Raw genomic sequence first — 22780 nt, 5'->3', positions numbered from 1 at the left:
ACGCTCAGCCCTGGAAGAACCGCGGCCCGTCCGCCGGCAACGCCGGCACCTCCCCGTACGCTGCCGCCCGGCGGGCGAACTCGCGCAGCCCGGCCACCTGCCGCTCGCCCAGCGAGAAGTCGAGCGTGCGGAAATAGGTCGCCAGGGTGGCCGCGTCGAACGGCTCCCAGCGGGCCGCCGCCTCGGCCACCTGGTCCAGCTCGGCCAGGCACAGGTCGCGCGAGCGCAGGAACGCCTCGTGCACCTCCTTCACCAGCCCCGGGTGGGCGGTGGCGAAGTCCCGGCGTACCGCCCAGACGGCGAACACCATCGGCAACCCGGTCCAGTCGTGCCAGGCCTGCCCGAGGTCCGTCACCGCGAGGCCCTTGCCGGGCGCCTCGTAGAGCGCGCGCAGCGCCACGTCGCCGATCAGCACCGCGGCGTCGGCCTCCAGCAGCATCTGGGTCAGGTCCGGCGGGCAGCGGAAGTATTCCGGGCGGACCCCGTACCGCTCGGCGAGCAGCAGCTCGGCCAACAGCACCCCGGTGCGCGAGGTGGAGCCGAGCGCGACCTTCGCGCCGTCCAGCTCGGCCAGCGGCCGGGTCGAGACCATGTTGACCGAGAGCACCGGGCCGTCGCTGCCGACCGCGAGGTCGGGCAGGAGCAGCAGCTCGTCGGCGTGCTTCAGGAACTCCACGAGCGTGATCGGGCCGATGTCGAGGTCGCCCCGGACCAGGTCGGCGCTCAGCCGGTCCGGCGAGTCCTTGTGCAGGTCGACGTCGAGCAGCGCGCCGGATCGCATCAGCCCCCAGTAGATGGGCAGGCAGTTGAGGAACTGGATGTGCCCCACGCGGGGACGGGCGATGCGTTCGGCCATGGCCCGACCGTATCCCCGCCACCCCCGCACCGCCCCACGGGCCGGCACGGAAGTGGTCCAGCCCGCACCGCATGAAAGGAGGGGGCCCTTATTAACGCATTCGGTAGAGGAAGGGGCCCCGCTTAACCGCCCACCCCCACCGGGGACGGCGCGGCGGGGTGCGGCGCGGGGGTGGCGGCGGCACGCTCGGCGCGTACCGCGCGGCGGACCGGCCAGGCCAGCGCCACCACCACCAGCAGGCCGACCACCCCGCAAGCGGCGACAAGCGACCGGGGGGCGGCCACCTCCAGCAGCAGTCCGCCGACCAGGTAGCCGCCCATCCCGGCACCCTGCACCGCCGCGCCGAAGGCCGCGAACGCCCGCCCCCGGGCTACCTCCGGCACCCGACGGGCAAGCAGCAACTGGTCGAAGACGTTGTTGCCGCCGTTGCCCACGCCACCCAGCAGCCAGATCGGCACCAGCAGCCACGCCGACGGCACCGCCGCCGAGGCGAGCACCGCCAGGCAGCAGCCGCCGAGCAGCACCAGCCCGGCCCCGAGCAGCGCGCCGTCGTCGGCGAGCCGGCGGGCGACCCGGGCGAACAGCCAGGCGCCGAGCACGATGCCGAGCGTCCAGGAGCCGGTGACCAGGCCGTACACGGTGGTGGAGCTGTCCAGGGTCTCCCGGATGAAGAAGACCTCGATCACGTTGATCGCCCCGACCGCGCCGACCACCGCGGCCACGCTGCCGACCATGACCAACAGCAGCGGGTCGCGCCGCAGCCGCCACCCGGGCGTGGCCGCCCCGGCGACGTCGGCCGCCACCCCACGGCCACCCCGGCGGGTACGGATGAGCAGCGCGGCCACCACCAACGCCAGGTAGCTGACCGCGTCCACGAGCAGCGGCACCCGGGTGCCGAACTGCCCGACGAGCAGCCCGGCCAGCGCGGGCCCGGCGAGCGCGCCCAGGGTGCCGGCGGTCTGGTTGAGCGCACCGGCCCGGGGCAGGTCCGCGGCGCGGACCATCACCGGCACCAGCGCGGCGAGCACCGGCTGGGTGACCGCGAGGCCGGTCGCGAGCAGCGCCACGAGCGCGACGACCAGGACCGGATCCTTCGCGTACGCCAGGGCCACGCAGATCCCGGCCTGAACGAGGCCGGCGGTGACCAGCAGGACGCGGCTGTCCACCCGGTCGGCGAGGCGACCGGTGAGCGGGGCGAGCGCGACCAGGGGCAGCGTCGCGGCGAGCAGCAGCCCGGAGACGGCGAGCCCACCGGCCCCGGCGGACTGGAGCGCGAGGGTCAGAGCGGTGGCGGCGAGGAAGTCGCCGCAGCTGGAGACGCCCCGGGCGGTGGTGGCGAGCCAGACGTCCGACCAACGCGACGACCCAGATGCGAAGGACATACTTCGAAAATAATCCTTCACACCTGGGCACGCAAGCCCCGCTCAGTCGATCGGCATCGCCCGGTACTGCACCGCCACCTTCCGCGCCCCGGCCGGCGGGTCGGTACGGTTCCGCTGCCGGTACGGCGACGTCAGCGCCCGGACCGCCTCGTTCAGCTCGGCCAACTCCTCGGCGGTCAGCAGCAGCACGCTGTCACTGAACCAGAACGCCTCGTACCACTCGGGCGGCTCGTCGGGCACGCGGCGCAGCCAGTCCCGGACCCGCTGCGCGTCCCGGACCAGGTGCGCCTCCACCAGCGCCGCCTCGGCGGCGTGCGTCTCCGGGTCGGCGTCCGGCCCCGCCTCGACGGAGTACGACGGGTTCACCGCCTCCCACACCCGCTCCCGCGCGTCACCCCGACCCGCCGCCTGCCGCACCAGACCGAACTTCGCCAGCTCGCGCAGGTGATAGCTGGTGGCGCTCGGCGAGAGGCCGGCGATCTCGGCGCACTCGGTGGCGGTCGCACCGCCCTCCAACGCGCTGAGATGTTCCACGATCGCCATCCGCGCCGGATGGGCCAACGCCCGCATCACCTGCGGATCGGTGATCGTCACCCGGTGCTGTTCGGAACGCGCCTCGGTCATGCCCCCATGATCCCGCGTCGGCGGGCGACGGACACCCGCGGCAGCGCCGTGGCGGCTCAGGCCACACCGCCAATTCGGTGGCGACGCCGATCGGCGCCTCCGTATAGTGGTTGACCGCCCGACGGCCGCGGTGAGCATGCACCGCAGCGGACGTCCCCGCGCCGGGAGCAGGCCAACCGCCCCGGACACGCGAGCGAGCATCATGTTGAGCCTGGGAGTTCACCGTGCCCGCAACGCAGAACGACACCACCACCCTCGACGCCGAACTCGCCACCGAGCGCGCCCACCTGGAGACCTCCCGCGCCGCGCTGCGCCGGATGCGGGAACGCGCCGAGTCGCTCTTCGCCACCGGCGACAAGGTGGCCGGCGACGCGTACACCGCCGAGCAGCTCGGCCGGCACATGGCCCGGCGGGTCAAGGAACTGGCTGACGACCCGACCACCCCGCTCTTCTTCGGCCGGCTGGACTTCGGGCCGGACGACCCGGACCACGCCGGGCGGGACTACCACGTCGGCCGGCGACACGTCACCGACGAGCGGGGCGAGCCGCTGGTGCTGGACTGGCGCGCCCCGGTCTCCCGGTCGTTCTACCGGGCCAGCGCCCGCGACCCGCAGGGCGTCGCGGTGCGCCGCCGGTTCGGGTTCCACAACGGCGTCCTCACCAGCTTCGAGGACGAGCACCTCGACCGGGGCGAGGAACTCGGCACGGCCAGCCGGATCCTCACCGCCGAGATCGAGCGCCCCCGCGTCGGCCCGATGCGGGACATCGTCGCCACCATCCAACCCGAGCAGGACGAGTTGGTCCGCGCCGACCTGGCCGACTCGATCTGCGTCCAGGGCGCGCCGGGCACCGGCAAGACGGCGGTCGGGCTGCACCGCGCCGCGTACCTGCTCTACCTGCACCGGGAGCGGCTGCGCCGCTCCGGCGTGCTGATCGTCGGGCCGAACCGGGCGTTCCTGTCCTACATCGCGGCCGTGCTGCCCGCGCTCGGCGAGGTGGAGGTCGAGCAGGCCACCGTCGAAGACCTGGTGGCCCGGGTTCCGGTCCGCGCGGTCGACGAGCCGGCCGCCGCCGCGCTCAAGCACGACATCCGGATGGCCGAGGTGCTACGCCGCGCCGTCGAGGCCCACATCGGTACGCCGACCGAGCCGATCATGGTGTCGGACGGCTCGTTCCGCTGGCGGATCGGGCTCGACCCGCTGCACCGCCTGGTCACCGAGACCCGCGCGGAGGGCCTGCCGTACGCCACCGGCCGGGAACGGGTCCGGGCCCGGCTGGTCGGGCTGCTGCAACGCCAGGCCGAGGCCCGCCGAGCCGAGTCGCCCTCGGACGCCTGGCTGCGCCGGATGAGCCGCAGCAAACCGGTCACCGACCTGCTCGACGCGGTCTGGCCGGCGCTCACCCCGGACGGCCTGCTGCACCGGCTGCGCACCGACGCCGAGGCGCTCGCCGCCGCCGCCGACGGGCTGCTCACCACCGAGGAGCAGGAGCTGTTCCGTGCCGGCAAGGTCGGGCGCACCGCGAAGGCCACCCGATGGACCGCCGCCGACGCGGTGCTCCTCGACGAGGCGGCCGGGCTGCTGGAACGGCCCGCCGGGTTCGGCCACGTGGTCGTCGACGAGGCGCAGGACCTCTCCCCGATGCAGTGCCGGGCCATCGCCCGCCGCAGTGAGCACGGCTCGATCACGCTCCTCGGCGACCTGGCCCAGGGCACCGCACCCTGGGCCGCCACCGACTGGCGGGAGTCCCTCGCTCACCTGGGCAAGCCGGACGCCGCGGTGGTGCCGCTGAGCGTCGGCTTCCGGGTGCCCGCCGCCGTGGTGACGTTCGCCAACCGGCTGCTGCCCATGCTCGCCGTCGACGTACCCCCGGCCCGGTCACTTCGCCACGACGGCGCGCTCGGTGTGCGTACCGCCGAGGACCTGACGGCCGCGACGGTGGCCGAGGTGCGGGCGGCGCTGGCGCACGACGGCTCGGTCGGTGTGATCGCGGCCGACGACGCGGTGGACCGGCTCCGGGCGGCCCTCGCCGCGGCGGGCGTCGAGACCGCGACCGCCGACGACGTCGAGACCGTGGCGCGCGTCACGGTGGTCCCGGCGACGCTGGTCAAGGGCCTGGAGTACGACCATGTGGTGGTCGTCGAGCCGGCCGCGATCGTGGCCGCCGAGCCGCGTGGCCTGAACCGCCTCTACGTGGCGTTGACCCGGGCGGTCTCCGGGCTGGCGGTGCTGCACCGGGAGCCGCTGCCCGCGCCGCTGGCCGGCTGACCCGCCGGCGTCGACGCCCGGGCGGTCGACGCCCCCTCAGGCACGGCGAACCGACGCCGCTCAACCGGCGAGCGCGGCGGCGATCGCCCGCAGCGGGGTGCCCGGCTCGGCGATCGGGACGGTGAAGGCGAGCCAGGAGCCGTCGGCGAAGTCGAACCGCAGGCGCTTGGGGTTGAGCCGGTGCCAGCCCACCCGGGCCGAGGTCACCTCGGTGCGCGCCGCCGACCAGACCACCTCAGTCTCGGCCAGCGCCCGTTCCTCGTCGTCACGCCCGGCGAGGAGCTTGACCGGGCCGGTGCGGCAGACCAGCAGCCGCCGGTCGGTGGCCGCCAACAGGGTTTCCCGGACCGCGCCGTCCGGCCGGGGCGGGTTGAGCGCCCGGTGCAGCCGGGACGCGGCCGAACCGGGGGTGCCACGGCCGGCGATCCCCCAGCCGACCAGGTCGACCAGGCGGTCGCCGCGATCCCAGGTGGCGACCGGCAGGAGCACGTTGAGCAGCACCGATCCGACGGTCCGCCGGCCCGGCGCGGCGGTCGACGACGGCTCGGGCGGCGGTGGCGGGGTGAGACCGCCGCCGACGTCCGCCTTGGCCTGGGCCAGCACGCGCTCACCCGGCTCGACGAGCCGGCCGATCGCCTCGCGGTATCTGGTCTCGTCCATCGGCTCAGTATCGGTCGTGGCCGTAGCCGTCGTCGGCGCGGCGTTCCGCGGCCGGGGCGCCGCCCATCACCTCGCCGACGATCTCCCGCACGCGGGCGGCGGCGGCCTCCTGCGCCCGGTTCGCCGCGGCGGTGAACTCCTCGGCCAGCGTGTAGGAGTCGAACCGCATCGCCCGCGCGTTGATGTCGGTGGAGAGGATCTTGCCATCGGCGGCGGCCACGACCGTGACCAGGCCGGAGTCGCTCGCGCCGGTGGCGCTGCTCTGCTCCAGCTCGGCCATCCGCGCGCCGAGCTCACGCTGCCACCCGTCCAGGTTGCGGGCCAGCGCCTCGATCCGGTCCAGGGCCGGGAACGTCATGGCTGCCTCTCAGTTCACGATCGAGTCGAACACGTTCTGCACGCCCTTGGTGTACGGGCCGAGGTCCTCGCGGTAGGTGCCGTCCACCAGATAGTTGCGATCCTTGTGGCCGTCGGCGACGTCGTGCAGGCCCACCCCGGTGTCGAGCAGGGCCCCGCCGATGCCCGGGATGTTCACCGGGGACGCCTGGTTGATGGCGAACTTGCCCGGGAACAGGATGGCGGCGCGTTTCATCTTGAACGCGAACGCCTCCTTCGTGTAGCCGGACTTGTTCCACGCCTTGTACGCCTTCTTGGCCTTACGCAGCTCCATCACCAGCTTGCGGTAGCGGGTGAGCAACTCGGCGACCTTCTCCAGCTTGGTGACCAGCTTGGTGAGGATCTCCGCGAACCGGGCCACGATCTTGACCATGCGGCCGACCGTGGTGGCCAGCCGCGCCAGCACCCGCACCACCGTCGCGGCGAGCGTCACGCCGGCGCTGAGCGCCGCCGCCACCGCCGCGATGATCACCTCGGTCAGGAACCAGAGCAGGAACTCCAGGATCAGCTCGACCAGCAGGTTGAACGCCTCCACCGCCGCGTTCGCGGCGTCGGCGAGCACCTCCTTGGTGCCGTCCAGCCCCTTGGCCAGTTCCTCGACCGCCTCCTCGACGGACTCCATCGAGGCGTGGAACTTCTCCGCCGCGTCGCCGTCCCAGGCGCCACGCAGCCGGGCCCGGTCGGCGACCTGGTCACCGGCGATCTGCCGCACGGCCTCGCCTGTGGTCAGCGCGAGCTGGGCGGCCTGCATCAGGTCGTCCGGCTCACCGGCGACCAGCTCCAGCAACTGCTCGAACGGCCACAACACGGCGTTGGAGAGCGGCTTGAACGGGTCGGGCGTGCCCGACACGATCTGCTCGAAGTAGGTCTTGTTGCGCTGAAGCGCCTCGGTGCTCATCGGTGCCCCCTCAGGCGCCCGGCGTGAACATGTCGGTGGTCGCCACGTCCGTGCCGGTGTAGGCGTCGGCGGTGTCGGTCAGCCCCTCGGCGATGTCAGCCATCACCTCGGCGCCCTCCTCCAGCCCCTGAAGGCACGCCTCGAACTGCTCCGCGTACGCGGCGGCGAGGCTGAACGACGCGGGCATCACACCGAAGGAGTGCCGGGACACGTGCCCGTCGCGGAACCCCCGGTGCAGCTCGCGGAACCGGGTGGCCCGGTCCCGGGAGGCGGCGGCGAACGCCGTCAACGCCTCCGGCTGGACGTCGAGATCCCTGCTCGGACTGGTCACGGACCCTCCCCAGTGTCCGGTCGGACAACACCACCGCCGTCGACGGCGCCCCCAGACTAGGGGATGCACCCCCTCCACAGGGGGCGGTGCGGGTGACGTGGGCAGGGTCCATGATCCTGGCCCGGGCCGCCGCGGCCGGGTGCCCATGGTCGCCGCAGTCGCCGGTCGGACCCACCTTCAGCCGACCTTTTGTCCGGTTCCGGCCCGGCGGCCGAGCCGGCGGTGCCACGATGCCGGCAGGGCGGGCCAGCGGGACCGCTCCTGGCGAGAGGGGTCACCGTGAACGGCGTCGAGCCCGGCACACCCTGCTGGACCGACCTGGCCACGCCCGGCCTGGAGGACGCGAGACAGTTCTATCCGAAGCTGTTCGGCTGGACCGGGCGGATCTCCACCGTGCCGGACGCGGAGGGCTACACCGTGTTCCTGAAGGACGGTAAGGCCGTCGCCGGTGCGGGCCCGCCGGCCACGCCGGACCAGGTGCCGATCTGGTCGACGTACGTGGCGACCGACGACACCGACCTGGTCGCCACCCGGGTGGAGGCCGCCGGCGGGCAGGTGCTGGTGTCGCCGTTCGACGTCAGCGGGCAGGGTCGGATGGCGGTGCTCGCCGACCCGGCCGGCGCGGTGTTCAGCGTCTGGCAACCGATGGCGATGCGCGGCGCGGAGCTGTTCAACGCGCCCGGCGCGATGTGCTGGAACGAGCTGGTCACCCCCGACCCGGAAGGGGCCAGGGAGTTCTACGCGCTGGTCTTCGGCTGGCACGCCGAGGAGCGAACGGCCGGGCCGATCCCCTACGTCGGGTGGCGTTGCGGCGCCCGCATCGTCGCCGGCATGCTGCCGCCGGCCGAGCCCCTGCCCGCGGACCTGCCGGCGTACTGGACGGTCTACTTCGCGGTGGAGGACACCGACGCGACCGCGGCTCGGGCCGCCGAGCTGGGCGGCACGATCCTCGTCCCGCCCCGGGACAATCCGGCCGGGCGCGCCGCCGCCCTGCGGGACCCCCAGGGCGCACTTTTCTCCATCTCCACCCTCCGCTGACCACCCACCCCCGCCCCGCCCACCCGCCCTGCCCGCTTGTTAGGCGGGGGCCCCGCTTAACACGTGGGTGTTAAGCGGGGCCCCCGCCTCTACCGAATGCGTTAAGCGGGGCCCCCGCCTCTCACGCGGAGCGGGACCACGTGGGGGCCGTGGGGGCCGGGGATCACCCGGACGTGGGCGCGGTAGTGGCGGGCCAGTAGCTGCTCGGTGAGCACCTCCGACGGTGGTCCGTCGGCGGCCACCCGGCCGTCGGCGAGCAGCACCAGGCGGTCGGCGTACTCGCCGGCGATGGAGAGGTCGTGCATGGTGGCGAGCACGGTCAGGTCGTGCTCGCGGCGGAGCTGGTCGACCAGCTCCAGCACCTCCTGCTGGTGCCCGATGTCAAGCGCGCTCGTCGGCTCGTCGAGCAGCAGCAGGGTGGCGCCCTGGGCCAGCGCCCGGGCCAGGAACACCCGCTGCCGCTCCCCGCCGGAGAGCGTGGCCAGCTCGCGGCGGCCGAACCCGCCCAGGTCGAGCCGGTCCAGCACCTCGTGCACGGCGGCCAGGTCGGCGGCGGACTCCCGACCCAGCGGCGGCATGTAGGGGGTGCGCCCCAGCAGGACGTAGTCGAAGACCGCCATCCCGGCCGGCACCACCGGGGACTGCGTCACGGTGGCCACCACCCGGGCCCGGTCGCGGCGGCGCAGCGCGCGGATCGGCGTACCGAAGAGGGTGACGGCGTCCGGCGCGGGCAGCAGGCCGCCGACGGCGCGCAGCAGGGTCGACTTGCCGGCGCCGTTGGGCCCGATGACGGTGACCCACTCGCCGACCGCGACGGTCAGGTCGATGCCGGCCAGGACCGGGGTGCCACCCAGCTCGATCCGCAGGTCCCGAACCTCAAGCGCCGCGCTCACTGGCCGACCCGGCGGGAGGTGCGCAGGATCAGGACGAAGAACGGGCCGCCGAGCAGGGCGGTGACCACGCCGATCGGGATCTCGGCCGGCGCGGCGGCGGTCCGGGCGATCACGTCGGTCAACGCCAGGAACGCGCCGCCGAAGAGCATCGACAGCGGCAGGATCACGCGGTGGCTGGAGCCGGCGAGCAGTCGTACGGTGTGCGGCACGATGATGCCGACGAAGCCGATCAGGCCGGACGCGGAGACCGCGGCGGCGGTACCCAGCGAGGCGGCGACGATCAGCAGGTAGCGGGAGCGCTGCGGATGCAGCCCGAGGCTGGTGGCCTCGTCGTCGCCGACCGAGAGCACGTCCAGCTCGCGCCGGTGCGCCAGCACCACCACGGCGGTGAACACGAAGTAGGGCAGGACCAGCCACACGTCGTGCCAACCGGCGGTGGCCAGCCGGCCGAGCAGCCAGGAGTAGACCTGCTGGATGTTGTCGGAGTGCTGTTGCAGCAGGTAGGTCTGCCCGGCGGAGAAGAACGCCGAGACCGCCACCCCGGCCAGGATCAGTACGGCCGGGGAGCGGTCCCGCCCGCCGGCGGCGCCGAGCAGGTACGTCATCGCGACCGCGCCGAGCGAGCCGACGAACGCGGCGAGCGGGATGGTGACCGGCAGCCCGGTGAGCGCCCCGCCGGCCCCGGCGCCGAGCACGATCGCCACGGTGACCGCGAACCCGGCCCCGGCGGCCACCCCGAGCAGGTACGGGTCGGCCAGCGGGTTGCGGAAGACACCCTGGTAGCAGCCGCCGGCCAGGGCGAGCAGCGCGCCGACGAGCAGGCCGAGCACGACCCGGGGCAGCCGCAGCTCGGTGACGATGGCGATCTCCCGCTCGGTGAGCCCGCTGTCCAGGTGCACCCCGGGCAGCAGGTTGAGCAGTTCGGCGGCGACGCTGCCGGGCGGCAGGCTGACCGGGCCGAACGACACGCCGGCCACCAGCGCGACGAGCACCGCCACCAGGCCGGCGAGCAGCCATCGTCGGCGCAGCCCGGCCGGTCGGGCCGGGGTGTCGGCCCGGGCTGCGCGACGAGGGCGGGGAAGCCGGCCGGCCGGCCGGGGCCCATCGGGCGTCCCGGCCGGCACGGGGTCCACCGGTCGTACGGCCACGGTCAGGCCGGGACCTTGGCGGTGGCGTCGACGATCGTCCGGAGCAGGTCGACCACGCGCGGGCCCCAGCGGGAGGCGATGTCGTCGTCGAGCGCCACGATCTGGTTGTTCTTCACCGCGGTGACGCCGCCCCAGCCGCTGCGCGCCTTGACCGTGTCCGCGCTCTGCTGGCAGCACTTGGTGTCGGCCAGGAAGACGAAGTCCGGGTTGGCCTTGACGATGAACTCCTGGGAGAGCTGCGGGTAGCCGCCGCTCTTGCCGCCCGCGTCGGCCGGGTCGGCGATGTTCTCCAGCCCGGCGAGCGCGTAGATGGTGCCGATGAAGGTCTTGCTCGTCGCGCTGTACAGCTCCGGGCCCAGCTCGTGGTAGTAGGTCAGCTTCTCGGCGCGTTTGGGCAGGTCCTTGGTGAGCGCCGTGATGTCGTCCTTCATCTTCCGCGTCACGGCGTCCGCCTCGGCCGGGTGGCCGGTGAGCTTGCCCAGGTCGGTGAGCTGCCGGTAGGTGTCGTCGAGCGTGGTCGCGGCCGGGGCGAGCAGGACCGGGATCTTCAGCGCGACGAGCTGGCTGACGATCTTGTTGGTGTCGTTGGCGAGCACCACCAGGTCGGGGCTCTTCGCGGCGATCGCCTCGGCGTTCGGCTGGTAGCCGGAGAGGTCGCTCTTCGGCGCCTCGGCCGGGTGGTTCGACTGGTCGTCGACGGCGGTGACCTGCTTGCCGGCGCCGATGGCGAAGAGCATCTCGGTCGAGGTCGGCGACAGCGAGACGATCTTCTCCGGTCGCTTCTCCAGCGTCAGGTTGCCCACGCTGACCGGGAAGGCGCCGCCCGAGGCGCCGGTGGCGGGGGTGTCGGTCGAGGTCTTCTCGGCACAGCCGGCGAGCAGCACCGCGCCGGCCGCGAGCGCGGCGGCGAAGAGCCGAGGGGTACGTCGGGTCATGGTCCTCCTGTCGGTCGAGGAGCGTGGTGCTTCGCCGACAGGTGGAAAGGCCCGTCCGCGAGGCGCCCTTCCTCGAGAGCGCGTGTCGCGACCGGGCCGCAGGCGACCTGGCTCGTCCCACGTCCGTCGGCGTCGGCGGAAAAGGCCGACGCCGCGCGTACGGGGCATCACAGTTGCGGGACAGCGCCGGTTTCGCACCGGCTTCGCTGTGGCACGGTCGGTGCCACGGTAGCGCATGACCAGCGGAGATCGCCCGGACGGGAGGGGGTGGGTGGGGACCCCGGCGGGGGTGGAACCGGGGTCCCCACCACAGGTGGTGAGGTCAGCAGTACTGGCTCTGCTTGCCGATCGCCCGGTACGGGCAGTCCGCGTACTCGGACAGCATCAGCACGGCCTCCCGGTTGCGGGAGGTCTGCGCCGGGATCACCTCGTCGGGCGGGTAGAAGCCGCCGCCGGAGGCCGAGCCGGGGTACATCTCGAAGGTGTACGCCCAGATCTTGTGGGCGCCCCACATCCAGTCGATGCTGGTGCCGTCGGCGATGTAGAGGTCGCTCGACTGTTCCGGGGTGTAGTTGTTCGTCGCCGCCATCTGCTGGCCGATGGTGGCGAAGGTGTTGTACTGGTCGGCGGTCATCCCGGTGGCGGTGTTGCTGTAGGTGTAGCCGTACGGCCAGAGCACCAGCTGGGAATAGGTGTGGAAGTCGATGTTCGCTTTGATCTGCTGCACCCCGCCGACGACCCGGCTGTTGACGAAGTTGCGCAGTGCGGTGGTCTCCGGGGCGGAGAAGGCGGACGGGCCGCGGTAGGTCTCCGACGACTTCGCGCTGGACGAGCCGCCGCAGCAGCCCCACTGGTAGCCCCAGTTGCGGTTCAGGTCGGTGCCGACGTACGAGGAGCCGCTGTTGGGTTGGCGGTTCTTGCGCCACGAGCGGTAGGAGCCGGTGGCGATGTCGTACTCGCTGCCGTCGGGGTTGACCGTGGGCACGATCCAGATCTCCCGGGAGTTGACGATGTTGGTGATCCGGGAGTCGCTGCCGTAGTTGTCGGTGAAGAGGTTGAGCAGGTAGATCGCCATCTCGACGGTCAGGTGCTCGCGGGCGTGCTGCTGCGCGTTGAACAGGATCTCCGGTTCGTTCTCGTCGGTGCCGACGTTGTCGGAGATCTTCACGGCCATCAGGTCCCGGCCCTGGTAGGACGTGCCGATGCTGAGCTTGCGGGCGATGCTCGGGTGGTCGGCGACGACCTGGTTCACCACCGTGGTCAACTCGGCGTAGTCGTGGTAGTTCGAGTCGGCGGGCGGGAAGGCGTACGTGGTGGCGCCGCCGGCCGGCGCCGGGGAGACGTCCTTCTCCAGCCGGAAGCCGAGCCGGGTGATCGCAGCGGCCTCGGCGGTGGTGGCCGTGACGTGCAGCACACCGTGTTCGGAGTAGTCGATCGCGGCGCCGGTGCGGGCGACCGCGGTGCGGTCGGCGACGGTCCGCGGGCCGAGCACCCGGTAGGCGACGGCGGCCGGCTGCTCACCGGGCCGCTCCGGGGCGGGACGGGCGGCGGCCGGCCCGGCGGCGGCGGTGACGAGGGTCAGGCCGACGGCGGCGGCGAGCGCCAGCCGGCGGCGGAGCGGGAGCGCATGGAGGGCCATCGACAACCTCCTCGGGGTACGGGAGATCCCGTTGTCCGCACACTCCACCAGCAGTTACATGGTCATATCAACATTCATCTCTATCTAGGTCCATCCCGACCGGGTCCTCACATCGGCAATGATTTTCCCTGGCCGAACATCTGGCGAAACTTCCCGCCAGGCGCGACAGTGAACGGCGACGATGCCGCCTCCGGAGTGGAGCTGCCATGTTCGGAAGACCCCTGCGTACGGTCGCCCTCGCCGGCCTGACCGCGCTCACCCTCCTCGGCACCACCGCACCCGCCCACGCGCACGGCCACCGACCGGGCGTCACCCACGACGAGCAGATCACCTTCCAGGAGTTCTCCCGCTATCCCGACTGGCGGAGCGGCTCGCACCGGGGCACCCGCGCCCTACCGGGCCGGGACCCCGCGCTGACCATCGGCCGCGCCGCCGGCACCACCGAGTTCACCGACGAGCACACCGGGACCACCCGCACCTGGGAGTACGCCACCTGGACCTCCCCCGAGCGGCGGATCGGGTTCGACGCCACCGAGCTGGTCGCGTCGTGGAACGCCAGCACCCCGGCCGGCACCTGGATCCAGGTCGAGCTGCACGGCACCTACACCACCGGGGAACACACCCCGTGGTACGTCATGGGCCGCTGGGCCTCCGGCGACCAGGACATCAAACGGTCCACGCTCGACGGCCAGGGCGACCCGTGGTCGAGCATCTGGACCGACACGTTCGCCATCGACGACGCCGCGGCCGGGGTGCTGCTGCGGTCGTACCAGCTCCGGTTGACGCTCTACCGCGCGCCCGGCCAGGCCGCCGCGCCGCGGGTCCGGATGCTCGGCGCGATGGCCTCGAACGTGCCGGACCGGTTCACCGTCACGCCGAGCCGGGGCGGCATCGCCTGGGGCACCGAGCTGGCCGTGCCCCGCTACTCGCAGAACGTCCACGTCGGTGAGTACCCGCAGTACGACGGCGGCGGCGAGGCATGGTGCTCCCCCACCTCCACCGAGATGGTGGTCGAGTACTGGGGGCGCAAGCCCTCGGCCGCGGACACCGCCTGGGTCGACCCGGCCTACGCCGACCCGACCGTCGACCACGCCGCGCGGATGACCTACGACTACGAGTACGAGGGTGCCGGCAACTGGCCGTTCAACACCGCGTACGCGGCCGGCTTCCCCGGCCTGGAGGCACGGGTCACCCGGCTGCACTCGCTTGACGAGGCGGAGCGGTACGTCAAGGCGGGCATCCCGGTGGTCACCTCGCAGTCGTTCCTCGCCAGCGAGCTGGACGGCGCCAACTACGGCACCTCCGGGCACCTGTTCGTGATCGTCGGCTTCACCGCCGACGGTGACGTCATCGTCAACGACCCCGCGTCGTCGTCGAACGAAGCGGTCCGCAACGTCTACAAGCGCGAGCAGTTCGAGCAGATCTGGCTGCGCACCAAGCGCTATCGCGCCAACGGCACGGTGGCCTCCGGCTCCGGCGGCATCGCCTACCTGATCAAGCCCACCACCCGCCCCTGGCCCCACATGTGAAAGGAGGGGCCCCGCTCAACGCCTGGCGTAGAGAAGGGGCCCCTTCTCACCACCGTGCGGCTAGTTCGGGGGCTCGGTGGGCTGGTCGTCGCCGGCGAGCGCGGACCGCAGCCGGTCCTTCTCCGTGCGACGACGCTCCGACGCCTCCGCCATCTCCCCGGCCATCTCGTCCCGCCATCCCTTGAGCAGGAAGAACGACAGCGCGGCGGAGAACACGAGCGCCAGCATCAGCCGGAGGAAAACGTTCATGTCGATGAACCAGAGGGCCGCCAGCACGGCGACGAACAGCCCGATCCGGCCCAGCGTGTACTTGACGGCCGCGCTCATGCCAGCATTCCCACTCTCTCCGCGCCTCAGCCCGTCCGCCGGGCCAGCCAGTGCACGCCATGAAACCAGATGACCGCGTAGACCACGGTGAACACCGCCGCGGCCAGCGCGCCGGTGAACAGCGCCGGCAGCCCCGCGGCCAGCCCGGCCGCCAGCAGGCCGGCGAGGACGCCGACCGCGATCCCGACCAGCGCGGCCAACACCCGGGCGGCCCCGAACTCCCAGGCCCGGAAGTCGTCCCAGAACAACCAGAGCGGCAGGATCACCGCCAGCCAGCCGTTGGTACGCCCGAACCCGCCGGCGCCCACGGCGGCGAACGCCCACTCGAAGAGCAGCAGCGCCAGCACCCCGATCACCAGGCCGGCGAGCGTCACGCCGAGCAGGTCACCGAGGGTGAGGACGCGCCCCTCGGCGTCGCGCCGGGGAAATGCGCTCTGCTGCTCGTCGGTGCTCATCGCCGGGTCAGGCCCAGACCTGCTGCGGCTCGGAGCGACGCTCGGCCATCGACGGCGCGGCATCGTACTCGCGGACGGTGTCGTAGCGGGTGTTTCGCTCCACCGGGCGGAAGCCGGCGTCCCAGATCAGGTGGAGCAGGTCGTCCCGGTGCATGGTGTTCGGCGTGCCGTACGAGTCGGCGTCGTGAGTGATCTTGTATTCCACGACCGAGCCGTCCAGGTCGTCCACGCCGAAGTTCAGCGAGAGCTGGGCCACCGAGAGCCCGTGCATGACCCAGAAACACTTCACGTGCGGGACGTTGTCGAACAGCAGCCGGGAGACCGCGAACGTCTTGAGCGACTCGGCCGGCGAGGCCATCGTGGTGCGCGCCTGGATCCGGTTGCGGACCTTGCCGTCCGCCGAGTCGACGAAGTCGTGCTGGTAGCGCAGCGGGATGAAGACCTGGAAACCGCCGGTCTCGTCCTGCAGCTCGCGCAGCCGCAGCACGTGGTCGACCCGGTGCCGGGGCTCCTCGATGTGGCCGTAGAGCATGGTCGACGGCGTCTTCATGCCCTTCGAGTGGGCCAGCCGGTGGATGCGCGACCAGTCCTCCCAGTGGCAGGCGTGGTCGACGATGTGCTGGCGGACCTCCCAGTCGAAGATCTCCGCGCCGCCGCCGGTCAGCGACTCCAGCCCGGCGTCCATCAGCTCGTCGAGGATCTCGTCGGCGGTGAGCCCACTGATCTTCTCGAACCACTGCACCTCGGTCGCGGTGAACGCCTTGAGGTTGACCTTGGGCAGCGCGGCCTTCAGCTCGCGCAGCACCTTCGGGTAGTAGCGCCAGGGCAGCGTCGGGTGCAGGCCGTTGACGATGTGCAGCTCGGTGAGCTGCTCGTCCTCCATCTCCTTGGCCTTGCGGACCGCCTCGTCGATTCGCATCGTGTAGGCGTCCTTCTCACCCGGCTTGCGCTGGAACGAGCAGTAGGCGCACGACGCGGAGCAGACGTTCGTCAGGTTGAGGTGCCGGTTGACGTTGAACATCACCCGATCGCCGTTCAACTCGGTACGCCTGTGGTGGGCCAGCCGGCCCAACCAGGTCAGGTCGTCACTGTCATAGAGGGCGATGCCGTCTTCGCGGGTCAGCCGCTCCCCCGCGTAGACCTTCGCTTCGAGCTCGCGCTTGAGTCCGGCGTCCATCCGACAGCCACGTCCTTCCACCTGGGTTCGGATCGAGCGTACGTCGCGGTTCGGGCGGACCGCCGACGCGGTCGGCCGCAGCGACGCAGTTCACCGTTCATCACCCTCCGCACATCGACATCGCTGCGTCGGTGAGGTAAGACAAAGGTGGGGCGGAACACACCACCAGTGCCGTCCTGTCCCATCACGCCCACGACGCGTGGCGCGCATCAGACCGGACGGGGAGCGGAATGGTCGACAGCACCAAGGCCCGACGGCGCCGGCGACGGGTCCCGGTGATCTCACCGGTACTCCGCCCGGCGCTCTGGTCCGCCCTGCTCGGGGCGGTCGCGGCCGCGGCGCTCGCCACACCCGCCTGGGCCGATCCGCTGCCCGACACCGTGCCCAGCACGGGCTCCCGGCCGCAGGTCACCGGCACCCTTCAACTGCCCACCGCGCCGGGCGCCGTCGCCGGCCGTCCCGGCACCGTCCCGGGCCTCCCCGGCGCCACCGTCCCCGGCGCCGGTGCCGTGCCGGGCCTGCCGGCTGCCACGGCCGGCGCCGTGAACCCGGCCGACGGGCCGCTGATCGCGCAGATCAACCAGGTCGACGGCCGGGTCGCGCAGCTCGGCGACGACCTTCTCCGGATCAAGGGCGAGCGGGACGCGGCCCAGGCCGAGCTGGTCGTCGCCGCCGGCCGGCTCAAGGACGCCCAGGACGCGCTCGCCCGAGCCCGGGGGAACGCCGAGAGCGCCGCCACCGACGCGGTCAAGGCCGATGCCGCGCTGCCGACCGGCAATTTCGGCTCCAGCCTGCGCGAGTTCGCCGACCTGCAACGGATCACCCGGGGCGACAAGGCCGAGCGGGCCACCACGTCGGTGACCGGTGAGCTGCTCCGCGCCACCACCGACGAGCGGGTCGCCCGCGAGGCGCACGCCTCGGTGCAGCGGCGGGTCACCGAGAAGACCGCGGAGTTCACCCGCGTCGAGACGGATCTGCACAAGCAGGAAGCCGCGCTGCTCAAGCTGCGCCGGGACAACGCCGCGATGCTGCTCGACATCGAGCGCCGGGAGGACGCCGCCGAGCAGCGGCTCGGCAACCCGTACGTCGTCAACCAGAGCATCAACGGCCTGGTCGCCGATCCGCAGGCGCTCGACGCCGTACGCTACGCCCTCGCCCAGCTGGGCGATCCCTACCTCTGGGCGGCGGAAGGCCCGGACCGGTTCGACTGCTCGGGCCTGATGCTCGCCTCCTACCGGTCGGCCGGTTACCGGGGCCTGCCGCGGGTTTCCCGCGACCAGTACTTCGCGACCCGCTCCCGCACCGTCAGCCCCAACGCGCTACTCCCGGGCGACCTGCTCTTCTTCGCCTCGAACAGCAGCTGGACCAGCATCCACCACGTGGCGATGTACATCGGCAACGGCAAGATGGTCGAGGCGCCGCGGACCGGCGACGTCGTGAAGATCTCCGTGGTCCGCTGGTCCCGGCTCTACGCCGCGACCCGGGTGGTCGGTGCCATCCCGGCCCCGGCCACGCCGGTGCCGGCTCCGACGGTGCCGACCAACCCGCCGAAGCCCAAGCCGACGCCGACGAAGACCGCGATGCCGAAGCCCTCGGGCACCCCGAAGCCGACGCCGACGCCGACCAAGTCGAGCCCGACGCCCACCCCGTCGACGAGCACCACGCCGACCCCGACGCCGAGCCCGTCCGACACGCCGAGCCCGACGCCGAGCCGCACCGCCAGCGCCGCGCCGACCACCAGCTCGGCGAAGCCGACCGAGAGCGCCGCCGCGCCGTCGAGCAGCGCCGCCAAGCCGACCAGCAGCGCCGCCAAGCCGACCAGCAGCGCCGCGAAGCCGACCCAGAGCGCCGCCAAGCCCACCAGCAGCGCGGCCGGCAGCCACTCCGCGAGCCCGAGCAGCGCCGGCTGACCGAACCGTCCGCTCCGGCTGTGCTCCCGGGCCGGAATGTGGCACGGTGAGATCCAGGCACTTCCGGCCGACGGCACGGTCGGGGGCGAGCGTGGGTGCGGAGGGCGAGATGGGCGAGCACGAGGTTCCGGCGGAGACGGTCCACCCGGGACCCACGCCCGACCCCGCCGGTGACGCCGACGAGCAGCCGGCACCGGTGGCCGTCGCGCGGGCGCGGGTGAGCGTGGCCGGCTCGGCGGTGCCGCCGCCGTCCGCCGGGGAACACCCCGGTCCGCCGGCCACCGCCACCACCTATCGGGCTGGTGCTCCGGCGGCGAGCGCGCCGCCGCTGGACCGGCGCCGTCCCGGTGCGACCGTTCCGCCCGCCAGTTGGTCCGCCTTCGCGGTGGCCGAGCGCCCGGCCACCGTGACGCCACCCGGCGACGGTGATGCCGGTCACCCGGCATCCGCGTCGAGCCAGACCACGGCCGACCCCGAACCACCGGTCCCCGCCGCCCCGACGTCCGCGTCCGCATCGGCGTCGTCCGCCGAGGCTGCGGCGTCCGCACTCGGCGCCGCCGACAGACCGGCCGTCGCCCTCGGCTTCACCGACAGCCCCGCCATCGCCTCCGGCGACGCCGACAACCCCTCGCCCACTCCCGGCGACGCCGACTCCTCGGGGCCCGGCGACGCCGAAAGCCCGGTGCCCGCACCCGGCGACTCCGCCGCGGGTACGGCCGGTGGTGACTTCGCCGCGGGTACGCCCGGCGGTGACTCCGCCGCGGCGGCCCGGGTCTCCGGTTCCGTCCGGGTGCCCACGCCGCGCACCGATGCGGAGACCCCACCGGCCCGGGCCAGCGCCTCGGTGCCCGGCCTGAGCCGGGTGTCCGCCGAGGAGGTCGCCGCCTCGGTGGCAGCCGCTCCCGCCGCCGCGAAGATCTACCGGGCCGGCCCGGTCAGTCCGGAGCCACCGGAGCCCGCCCAGCCGCCGGAGCCCGCGCAGCCGCCGACGCCGCACGGCCCGGAGCCCGAGCCGGCGCCGACCCCGGTCCCGGGTCCGACGCCCCCGTCGCCGGCTCCCCCCGAGCCGGAGCCGCCGCTGCGCCCGACGCCCGGACCGCCGACGCCGAGCCCGCCGGTGCCCACGCCGACGCCGAATCCACCCGGACCGCCGACGCCGACGCCGAATCCGCCCGCTCCGGTCCCGCCGGTGCCCGGGCCGCCCGTACCGCCGCCGGGGCCGCTGGTGCCGCCGGCGCCGCCGCCTCCCGGGCCGATGCCCGCGCCGCCGTTCCCGCCGCCGCCGGCGATGGCCGGCGTGCCCGGGTCGCCCTCCGGAACACAGCCGAGCTGGGTCGCCACGTACACGTCGACCACACCCCCGCCCGCCGCGCCCGCGCCGCCGGTGGTGCCGGCGCCGGCGCTGCCGACCTGGCCGCCGCCGGCCGCTCCCGCCCGGGACGCCTCGGCGGCCCGTCCGGTACGCCCGCAGCCGGACGCTCAGGACCTCGCCGGAACCGCGTACGGCGGCACCGAGGGACCAGGCTTCGCCACGATCTCGTTCCCGCAGGGCAACCCGTCGGAGAACTCCGGTTCGCTGACCGGGCACATCCTCGCCCAGGGGTGGTCGGAGGACACACCGACCACCCGGGCCAGCAACACCAAGGTCATCATTGTGCTGGCCGTGGCGCTGGCCGCGTTGATCGCGATCAGTCTGCTCGTGGTCTTCCTGGCCAACGACGCGTTGAGCGGGCTGACCGGCGGTTGACGGGGTGAGCCCGCCCACTACCGCCGCGCGCTGCGGTGGCCGTGTCGGCGGATCGCCGTACACTTGTCGGGATCACTGACCCGGCGCGCCGACTGCGCGCGCCCATGGGCGATCTTGCGGGCGATTCGGCGGCGTGACGGTGCCGCGGCGGGCCATCGCGAAGATGCGCCCCCGCTCGCTCGAAAGGCATTTCTTGACCACCTTCGCTGCCTCCGGCACGTCCCCGTCCATCGACCCGGCCGTCGAACCGGCGACCGACGCCCCCGACTTCGCCTCGCTGGGCCTGCCCCGGCGACTGGTCGAGGCGCTCGCCCGCCAGGGCATCACCACCCCGTTCGAGATCCAGCGGGCCACCGTCCCGGACGCGCTCGCCGGCCGTGACGTGCTCGGCCGGGGTCAGACCGGCTCGGGCAAGACGCTCGCCTTCGGCCTGCCGGTGATCGCCCGGCTCGCCGAGCGCAACCGGGCCCGTTCGCTGCACCCCCGCGCCCTGATCCTCGTTCCCACCCGCGAGCTGGCCATGCAGGTCAACGACGCGCTGGTGCCGCTCGGCAAGTCGATCGGCATCTTCCTGAAGACCGCGGTCGGCGGCGTGCCGTACGACCGGCAGATCGACGCGCTGCGGCGCGGCGTGGAGATCGTCGTGGCCACGCCGGGGCGGCTCGGCGACCTGATCGCGCGTGGCGTCTGCCGGCTCGACGACGTCGAGGTCACGGTGCTCGACGAGGCCGACCAGATGGCCGACATGGGCTTCCTGCCCGAGGTCACCGAGTTGCTGGCGAAGACGCCCGCGGACGCCCAGCGGCTGCTCTTCTCGGCCACTCTGGACAACGACGTCGACACGCTTGTCAAGCGGTTCATGACCGACCCGGTCACCCACTCGACCGCGCCGGCGACCGCCGCCGTGTCCACCATGGACCATCACATGCTGCTGATCCCGCCGCACGACAAGTTCGCGGTCACCGCGTCCATCGCCGCCCGGGACGGCCGCACCATGGTCTTCGCCCGTACGCAGCTCGGCGTCGACCGGCTGGTCGAGCAGCTCAGCGCGGTCGGCGTACGGGCCGGTGGCCTGCACGGCGGCAAGACCCAGCGGATGCGTACCAAGACGCTCGCCGAGTTCCGCGAGGGTCGGATGAACGTGCTCGTCGCCACCGACGTGGCGGCCCGGGGCATCCACGTCGACGGGGTTTCGCTCGTGCTGCACGTGGACCCGCCGAAGGACCCGAAGGACTACCTGCACCGGGCCGGCCGCACCGCCCGGGCCGGCGAGTCCGGCGCGGTGGCGACCCTGGTCCTGCCGAAGCAACGCCGGACCACGCTCGCCATGCTGGAGAAGGCGGGCGTCGAGCCGGCCCAGGCGCGGGTGCGTGCCGGCGACGAGGCGCTGGCCGAGCTGACCGGTGCGCGCGAGCCCAGCGGTGTGCCGGTCCGCGAGGAGCCGGAGCCCCGCCGCGGCGGGCGCGGCTACGGCGACCGGGACGGACGCGGCCACGACCGTGGTGGCCGCGGTTACGGCGACCGGGGCGCGCGTGGCTTCGACCGGGGCGCACGCGGCTTCGGCGACCAGCAGGCCCGCGGCGACCGGCGGCACGACGGCCGGCCCACCGGCGGGCGCGGCTTCGGTGAGCGCCGCCACGACGACCGCCCGCAGGGCGAGCGGCGCTTCGGCGACCGGGACAGCCACACCGAACGCCGCTTCGGCGACCGGGGTGACTTCCGGCCGGCCGAGCGTCGGGGCGGGTTCCGCGCCGAGGGGCGGGGCCGGGACGACCGGCCGCGCGACGAGCGGCGCGGTTTCGGCGGGCGCCCGCCGGCGCGTACCCACTGATCTGGGCGGTCGGGAGACCGCGAAGCGAAACGCCGCCGTCGAGCATGCGCTCGGCGGCGGCGTTCGCGCATCCGCTGCCGGTGCCGGCCGGGTCGCGTAACGTCCGGTCCATGCCGAAGTCGCTCTTCTGGACCCGGACCGACACCGCCGGCTCGGAGCACGTGGTGCTCGACGACCACCAGGGGTTGACGGCGCAGGGTGTGGCGCTGGCCGTGGATCCGATCCCCTACACCTGCCGCTACCGCCTGACGATCGGGCGGGACTGGTCGACCACCCGGCTTGAGGTCGACGCGGACGGCGCCGGCTGGGCGCGGAGCGTGCGCCTGGAGCGGGGGCGGGACGGGTGGCGCGTGCGCACCGGTGAGGAAGGCGACCTGGACGCGGCGCTGCGCGCGGCCGGGCAGCCGCTGGCGGGCCTGCCGGGTACGGACGACCCGGACCGGCTGGCCGACGCGCTCGACGTCGACCTGGGCGGTTCCCCGCTGACCAACACGCTGCCGATCCGGCGGATCGGGCTGGGTCGGCTCCCCGCCGACCTCGCCACGAGCGTGACGGTCGCCTGGGTGCTGCTGCCCGGCCTGGCCGTGGTGCCGGCCGAGCAGGTCTACACCTCGCTCGGTCCGGGCCGGGTCCGGTACGCCAGTGGCACGTTCACCACCGACCTGGAGGTCGACCCGGACGGCTTCGTGGTGCGCTACCCGGGGCTGGCCGAGCGGGCCGACCAACGCTGATCGCAG

The 22780-nt window shown here is 73.4% G+C and carries 20 protein-coding genes, 1 pseudogene and 1 riboswitch; of the genes and pseudogenes, 7 read left to right on the top strand and 14 right to left on the bottom strand.

The window, feature by feature from the left end; genetic code table 11:
• Positions 1 to 4 precede the first annotated feature (4 nt).
• The 3 genes from O7613_RS27635 to O7613_RS27625 all read right to left on the bottom strand — a co-directional run bounded on the left by O7613_RS27635 (position 5) and on the right by O7613_RS27625 (position 2862).
• Positions 5 to 856 carry a menaquinone biosynthesis protein gene (locus tag O7613_RS27635; RefSeq protein ID WP_281585457.1) on the bottom strand — a complete coding sequence of 284 codons (852 nt, stop codon included), beginning with the start codon at positions 854 to 856 and terminating at the stop codon, positions 5 to 7.
• 122 nt (positions 857 to 978) lie between these two features.
• Positions 979 to 2238 carry an MFS transporter gene (locus O7613_RS27630; RefSeq protein WP_282290812.1) on the bottom strand — a complete coding sequence of 420 codons (1260 nt, stop codon included), beginning with the start codon at positions 2236 to 2238 and terminating at the stop codon, positions 979 to 981.
• Between the two features lie 42 nt (positions 2239 to 2280).
• Positions 2281 to 2862 (bottom strand): metalloregulator ArsR/SmtB family transcription factor, encoded by a 582-nt coding sequence (locus tag O7613_RS27625; RefSeq protein ID WP_281585459.1) that lies wholly within the window; start codon positions 2860 to 2862, stop codon positions 2281 to 2283.
• 224 nt (positions 2863 to 3086) lie between these two features.
• Between O7613_RS27625 and O7613_RS27620 the strand changes: the two genes are divergently transcribed.
• A complete protein-coding gene (locus O7613_RS27620; protein ID WP_282290811.1) occupies positions 3087 to 5129 on the top strand; it encodes an ATP-binding domain-containing protein in 2043 nt (680 codons plus the stop codon).
• Positions 5130 to 5189: 60 nt separating this feature from the next.
• On the opposite strand, the gene O7613_RS27615 is transcribed toward O7613_RS27620, so the two are convergent.
• The 4 genes from O7613_RS27615 to O7613_RS27600 are packed head-to-tail and all read right to left on the bottom strand — an operon-like array spanning position 5190 to position 7414.
• A complete protein-coding gene (locus O7613_RS27615; protein WP_282290809.1) occupies positions 5190 to 5789 on the bottom strand; it encodes a hypothetical protein in 600 nt (199 codons plus the stop codon).
• Between the two features lie 4 nt (positions 5790 to 5793).
• The gene (locus O7613_RS27610; RefSeq protein WP_281585462.1) at positions 5794 to 6147 is read right to left on the bottom strand and encodes a YbaB/EbfC family nucleoid-associated protein; all 354 of its coding nucleotides are present in this window, start codon (positions 6145 to 6147) and stop codon (positions 5794 to 5796) included.
• A gap of 9 nt (positions 6148 to 6156) precedes the next feature.
• Entirely contained in the window at positions 6157 to 7083 is a 927-nt protein-coding gene (locus tag O7613_RS27605) for a WXG100 family type VII secretion target (RefSeq protein WP_282290806.1), read from the bottom strand.
• Between the two features lie 10 nt (positions 7084 to 7093).
• The gene (locus tag O7613_RS27600) at positions 7094 to 7414 is read right to left on the bottom strand and encodes a type VII secretion target (protein ID WP_281585464.1); all 321 of its coding nucleotides are present in this window, start codon (positions 7412 to 7414) and stop codon (positions 7094 to 7096) included.
• 279 nt (positions 7415 to 7693) lie between these two features.
• Here O7613_RS27600 and O7613_RS27595 point away from each other — a divergent pair, with 279 nt between their 5' ends.
• Positions 7694 to 8452, top strand: coding sequence for a VOC family protein (locus O7613_RS27595; protein ID WP_281585465.1), 759 nt, complete (start codon positions 7694 to 7696; stop codon positions 8450 to 8452).
• A gap of 101 nt (positions 8453 to 8553) precedes the next feature.
• Here the strand turns inward: O7613_RS27595 and O7613_RS27590 are convergent, their stop codons facing one another.
• The 4 genes and pseudogenes from O7613_RS27590 to O7613_RS27575 form a co-directional block, all read right to left on the bottom strand.
• On the bottom strand, positions 8554 to 9345 hold the full coding sequence (locus O7613_RS27590) for an ABC transporter ATP-binding protein (RefSeq protein ID WP_282290805.1): 792 nt from the start codon (positions 9343 to 9345) through the stop codon (positions 8554 to 8556).
• Positions 9342 to 10373 (bottom strand): iron ABC transporter permease, encoded by a 1032-nt coding sequence (locus O7613_RS27585; protein WP_281590566.1) that lies wholly within the window; start codon positions 10371 to 10373, stop codon positions 9342 to 9344. The genes O7613_RS27590 and O7613_RS27585 overlap by 4 nt, the downstream gene beginning before the upstream one ends.
• 122 nt (positions 10374 to 10495) lie before the next feature.
• Positions 10496 to 11428, bottom strand: coding sequence for an ABC transporter substrate-binding protein (locus O7613_RS27580; protein ID WP_282290804.1), 933 nt, complete (start codon positions 11426 to 11428; stop codon positions 10496 to 10498).
• Positions 11429 to 11534: 106 nt separating this feature from the next.
• A riboswitch (cobalamin riboswitch) is annotated at positions 11535 to 11630 on the bottom strand.
• Positions 11631 to 11753: 123 nt separating this feature from the next.
• Positions 11754 to 13067, bottom strand: a pseudogene (locus O7613_RS27575) (M14 family metallopeptidase); the annotation flags it as partial.
• A 206-nt stretch (positions 13068 to 13273) separates the two neighbouring features.
• Here O7613_RS27575 and O7613_RS27570 point away from each other — a divergent pair.
• Positions 13274 to 14596: a C39 family peptidase gene (locus O7613_RS27570; protein ID WP_282290803.1), complete on the top strand. Its 1323-nt coding sequence runs from the start codon at positions 13274 to 13276 to the stop codon at positions 14594 to 14596.
• 60 nt (positions 14597 to 14656) lie between these two features.
• Here O7613_RS27570 and O7613_RS27565 read toward each other — a convergent pair whose 3' ends face one another.
• From O7613_RS27565 to mqnE, 3 genes are read right to left on the bottom strand one after another with little or no spacing between them, the layout of a single operon-like run.
• Positions 14657 to 14923 (bottom strand): DUF4229 domain-containing protein, encoded by a 267-nt coding sequence (locus tag O7613_RS27565; protein WP_281585469.1) that lies wholly within the window; start codon positions 14921 to 14923, stop codon positions 14657 to 14659.
• 26 nt (positions 14924 to 14949) lie between these two features.
• Complete coding sequence (locus tag O7613_RS27560) at positions 14950 to 15378, bottom strand: hypothetical protein (RefSeq protein WP_282290801.1); 429 nt, start codon at positions 15376 to 15378, stop codon at positions 14950 to 14952.
• 7 nt (positions 15379 to 15385) lie between these two features.
• Positions 15386 to 16555 carry an aminofutalosine synthase MqnE gene (gene mqnE, locus O7613_RS27555; protein ID WP_281585471.1) on the bottom strand — a complete coding sequence of 390 codons (1170 nt, stop codon included), beginning with the start codon at positions 16553 to 16555 and terminating at the stop codon, positions 15386 to 15388.
• Positions 16556 to 16785: 230 nt separating this feature from the next.
• On the opposite strand from mqnE, the gene O7613_RS27550 reads away from it, so the two are divergent.
• The 4 genes from O7613_RS27550 to O7613_RS27535 all read left to right on the top strand — a co-directional run bounded on the left by O7613_RS27550 (position 16786) and on the right by O7613_RS27535 (position 22774).
• Positions 16786 to 18465, top strand: coding sequence for an NlpC/P60 family protein (locus tag O7613_RS27550; protein ID WP_282290800.1), 1680 nt, complete (start codon positions 16786 to 16788; stop codon positions 18463 to 18465).
• A gap of 109 nt (positions 18466 to 18574) precedes the next feature.
• The gene (locus O7613_RS27545; protein WP_282290799.1) at positions 18575 to 20212 is read left to right on the top strand and encodes a hypothetical protein; all 1638 of its coding nucleotides are present in this window, start codon (positions 18575 to 18577) and stop codon (positions 20210 to 20212) included.
• Between the two features lie 193 nt (positions 20213 to 20405).
• Entirely contained in the window at positions 20406 to 22043 is a 1638-nt protein-coding gene (locus O7613_RS27540) for a DEAD/DEAH box helicase (protein ID WP_282290798.1), read from the top strand.
• Between the two features lie 110 nt (positions 22044 to 22153).
• Positions 22154 to 22774 carry a putative glycolipid-binding domain-containing protein gene (locus O7613_RS27535; RefSeq protein WP_281585475.1) on the top strand — a complete coding sequence of 207 codons (621 nt, stop codon included), beginning with the start codon at positions 22154 to 22156 and terminating at the stop codon, positions 22772 to 22774.
• Positions 22775 to 22780: the final 6 nt, after the last annotated feature.

The sequence above is a fragment of the Micromonospora sp. WMMD975 genome (genome assembly GCF_029581215.1).
Lineage (GTDB): Bacteria > Actinomycetota > Actinomycetes > Mycobacteriales > Micromonosporaceae > Micromonospora.
Note: the sequence above shows the minus strand (reverse complement) of the source record. Positions and strands in the feature narration are given on the sequence as shown.

Excerpts from the sequence above, each read along its gene's own strand:
- O7613_RS27635 (WP_281585457.1), bottom strand. The coding sequence starts at position 856 with ATGGCCGAACGCATCGCCCGTCCCCGCGTGGGGCACATCCAGTTCCTC.
- O7613_RS27630 (WP_282290812.1), bottom strand. The coding sequence starts at position 2,238 with ATGTCCTTCGCATCTGGGTCGTCGCGTTGGTCGGACGTCTGGCTCGCC.
- O7613_RS27625 (WP_281585459.1), bottom strand. The coding sequence starts at position 2,862 with ATGACCGAGGCGCGTTCCGAACAGCACCGGGTGACGATCACCGATCCG.
- O7613_RS27615 (WP_282290809.1), bottom strand. The coding sequence starts at position 5,789 with ATGGACGAGACCAGATACCGCGAGGCGATCGGCCGGCTCGTCGAGCCG.
- O7613_RS27610 (WP_281585462.1), bottom strand. The coding sequence starts at position 6,147 with ATGACGTTCCCGGCCCTGGACCGGATCGAGGCGCTGGCCCGCAACCTG.
- O7613_RS27605 (WP_282290806.1), bottom strand. The coding sequence starts at position 7,083 with ATGAGCACCGAGGCGCTTCAGCGCAACAAGACCTACTTCGAGCAGATC.
- O7613_RS27580 (WP_282290804.1), bottom strand. The coding sequence starts at position 11,428 with ATGACCCGACGTACCCCTCGGCTCTTCGCCGCCGCGCTCGCGGCCGGC.
- O7613_RS27570 (WP_282290803.1), top strand. The coding sequence starts at position 13,274 with ATGTTCGGAAGACCCCTGCGTACGGTCGCCCTCGCCGGCCTGACCGCG.
- O7613_RS27565 (WP_281585469.1), bottom strand. The coding sequence starts at position 14,923 with ATGAGCGCGGCCGTCAAGTACACGCTGGGCCGGATCGGGCTGTTCGTC.
- O7613_RS27560 (WP_282290801.1), bottom strand. The coding sequence starts at position 15,378 with ATGAGCACCGACGAGCAGCAGAGCGCATTTCCCCGGCGCGACGCCGAG.
- mqnE (WP_281585471.1), bottom strand. The coding sequence starts at position 16,555 with ATGGACGCCGGACTCAAGCGCGAGCTCGAAGCGAAGGTCTACGCGGGG.
- O7613_RS27550 (WP_282290800.1), top strand. The coding sequence starts at position 16,786 with ATGGTCGACAGCACCAAGGCCCGACGGCGCCGGCGACGGGTCCCGGTG.
- O7613_RS27545 (WP_282290799.1), top strand. The coding sequence starts at position 18,575 with ATGGGCGAGCACGAGGTTCCGGCGGAGACGGTCCACCCGGGACCCACG.
- O7613_RS27535 (WP_281585475.1), top strand. The coding sequence starts at position 22,154 with ATGCCGAAGTCGCTCTTCTGGACCCGGACCGACACCGCCGGCTCGGAG.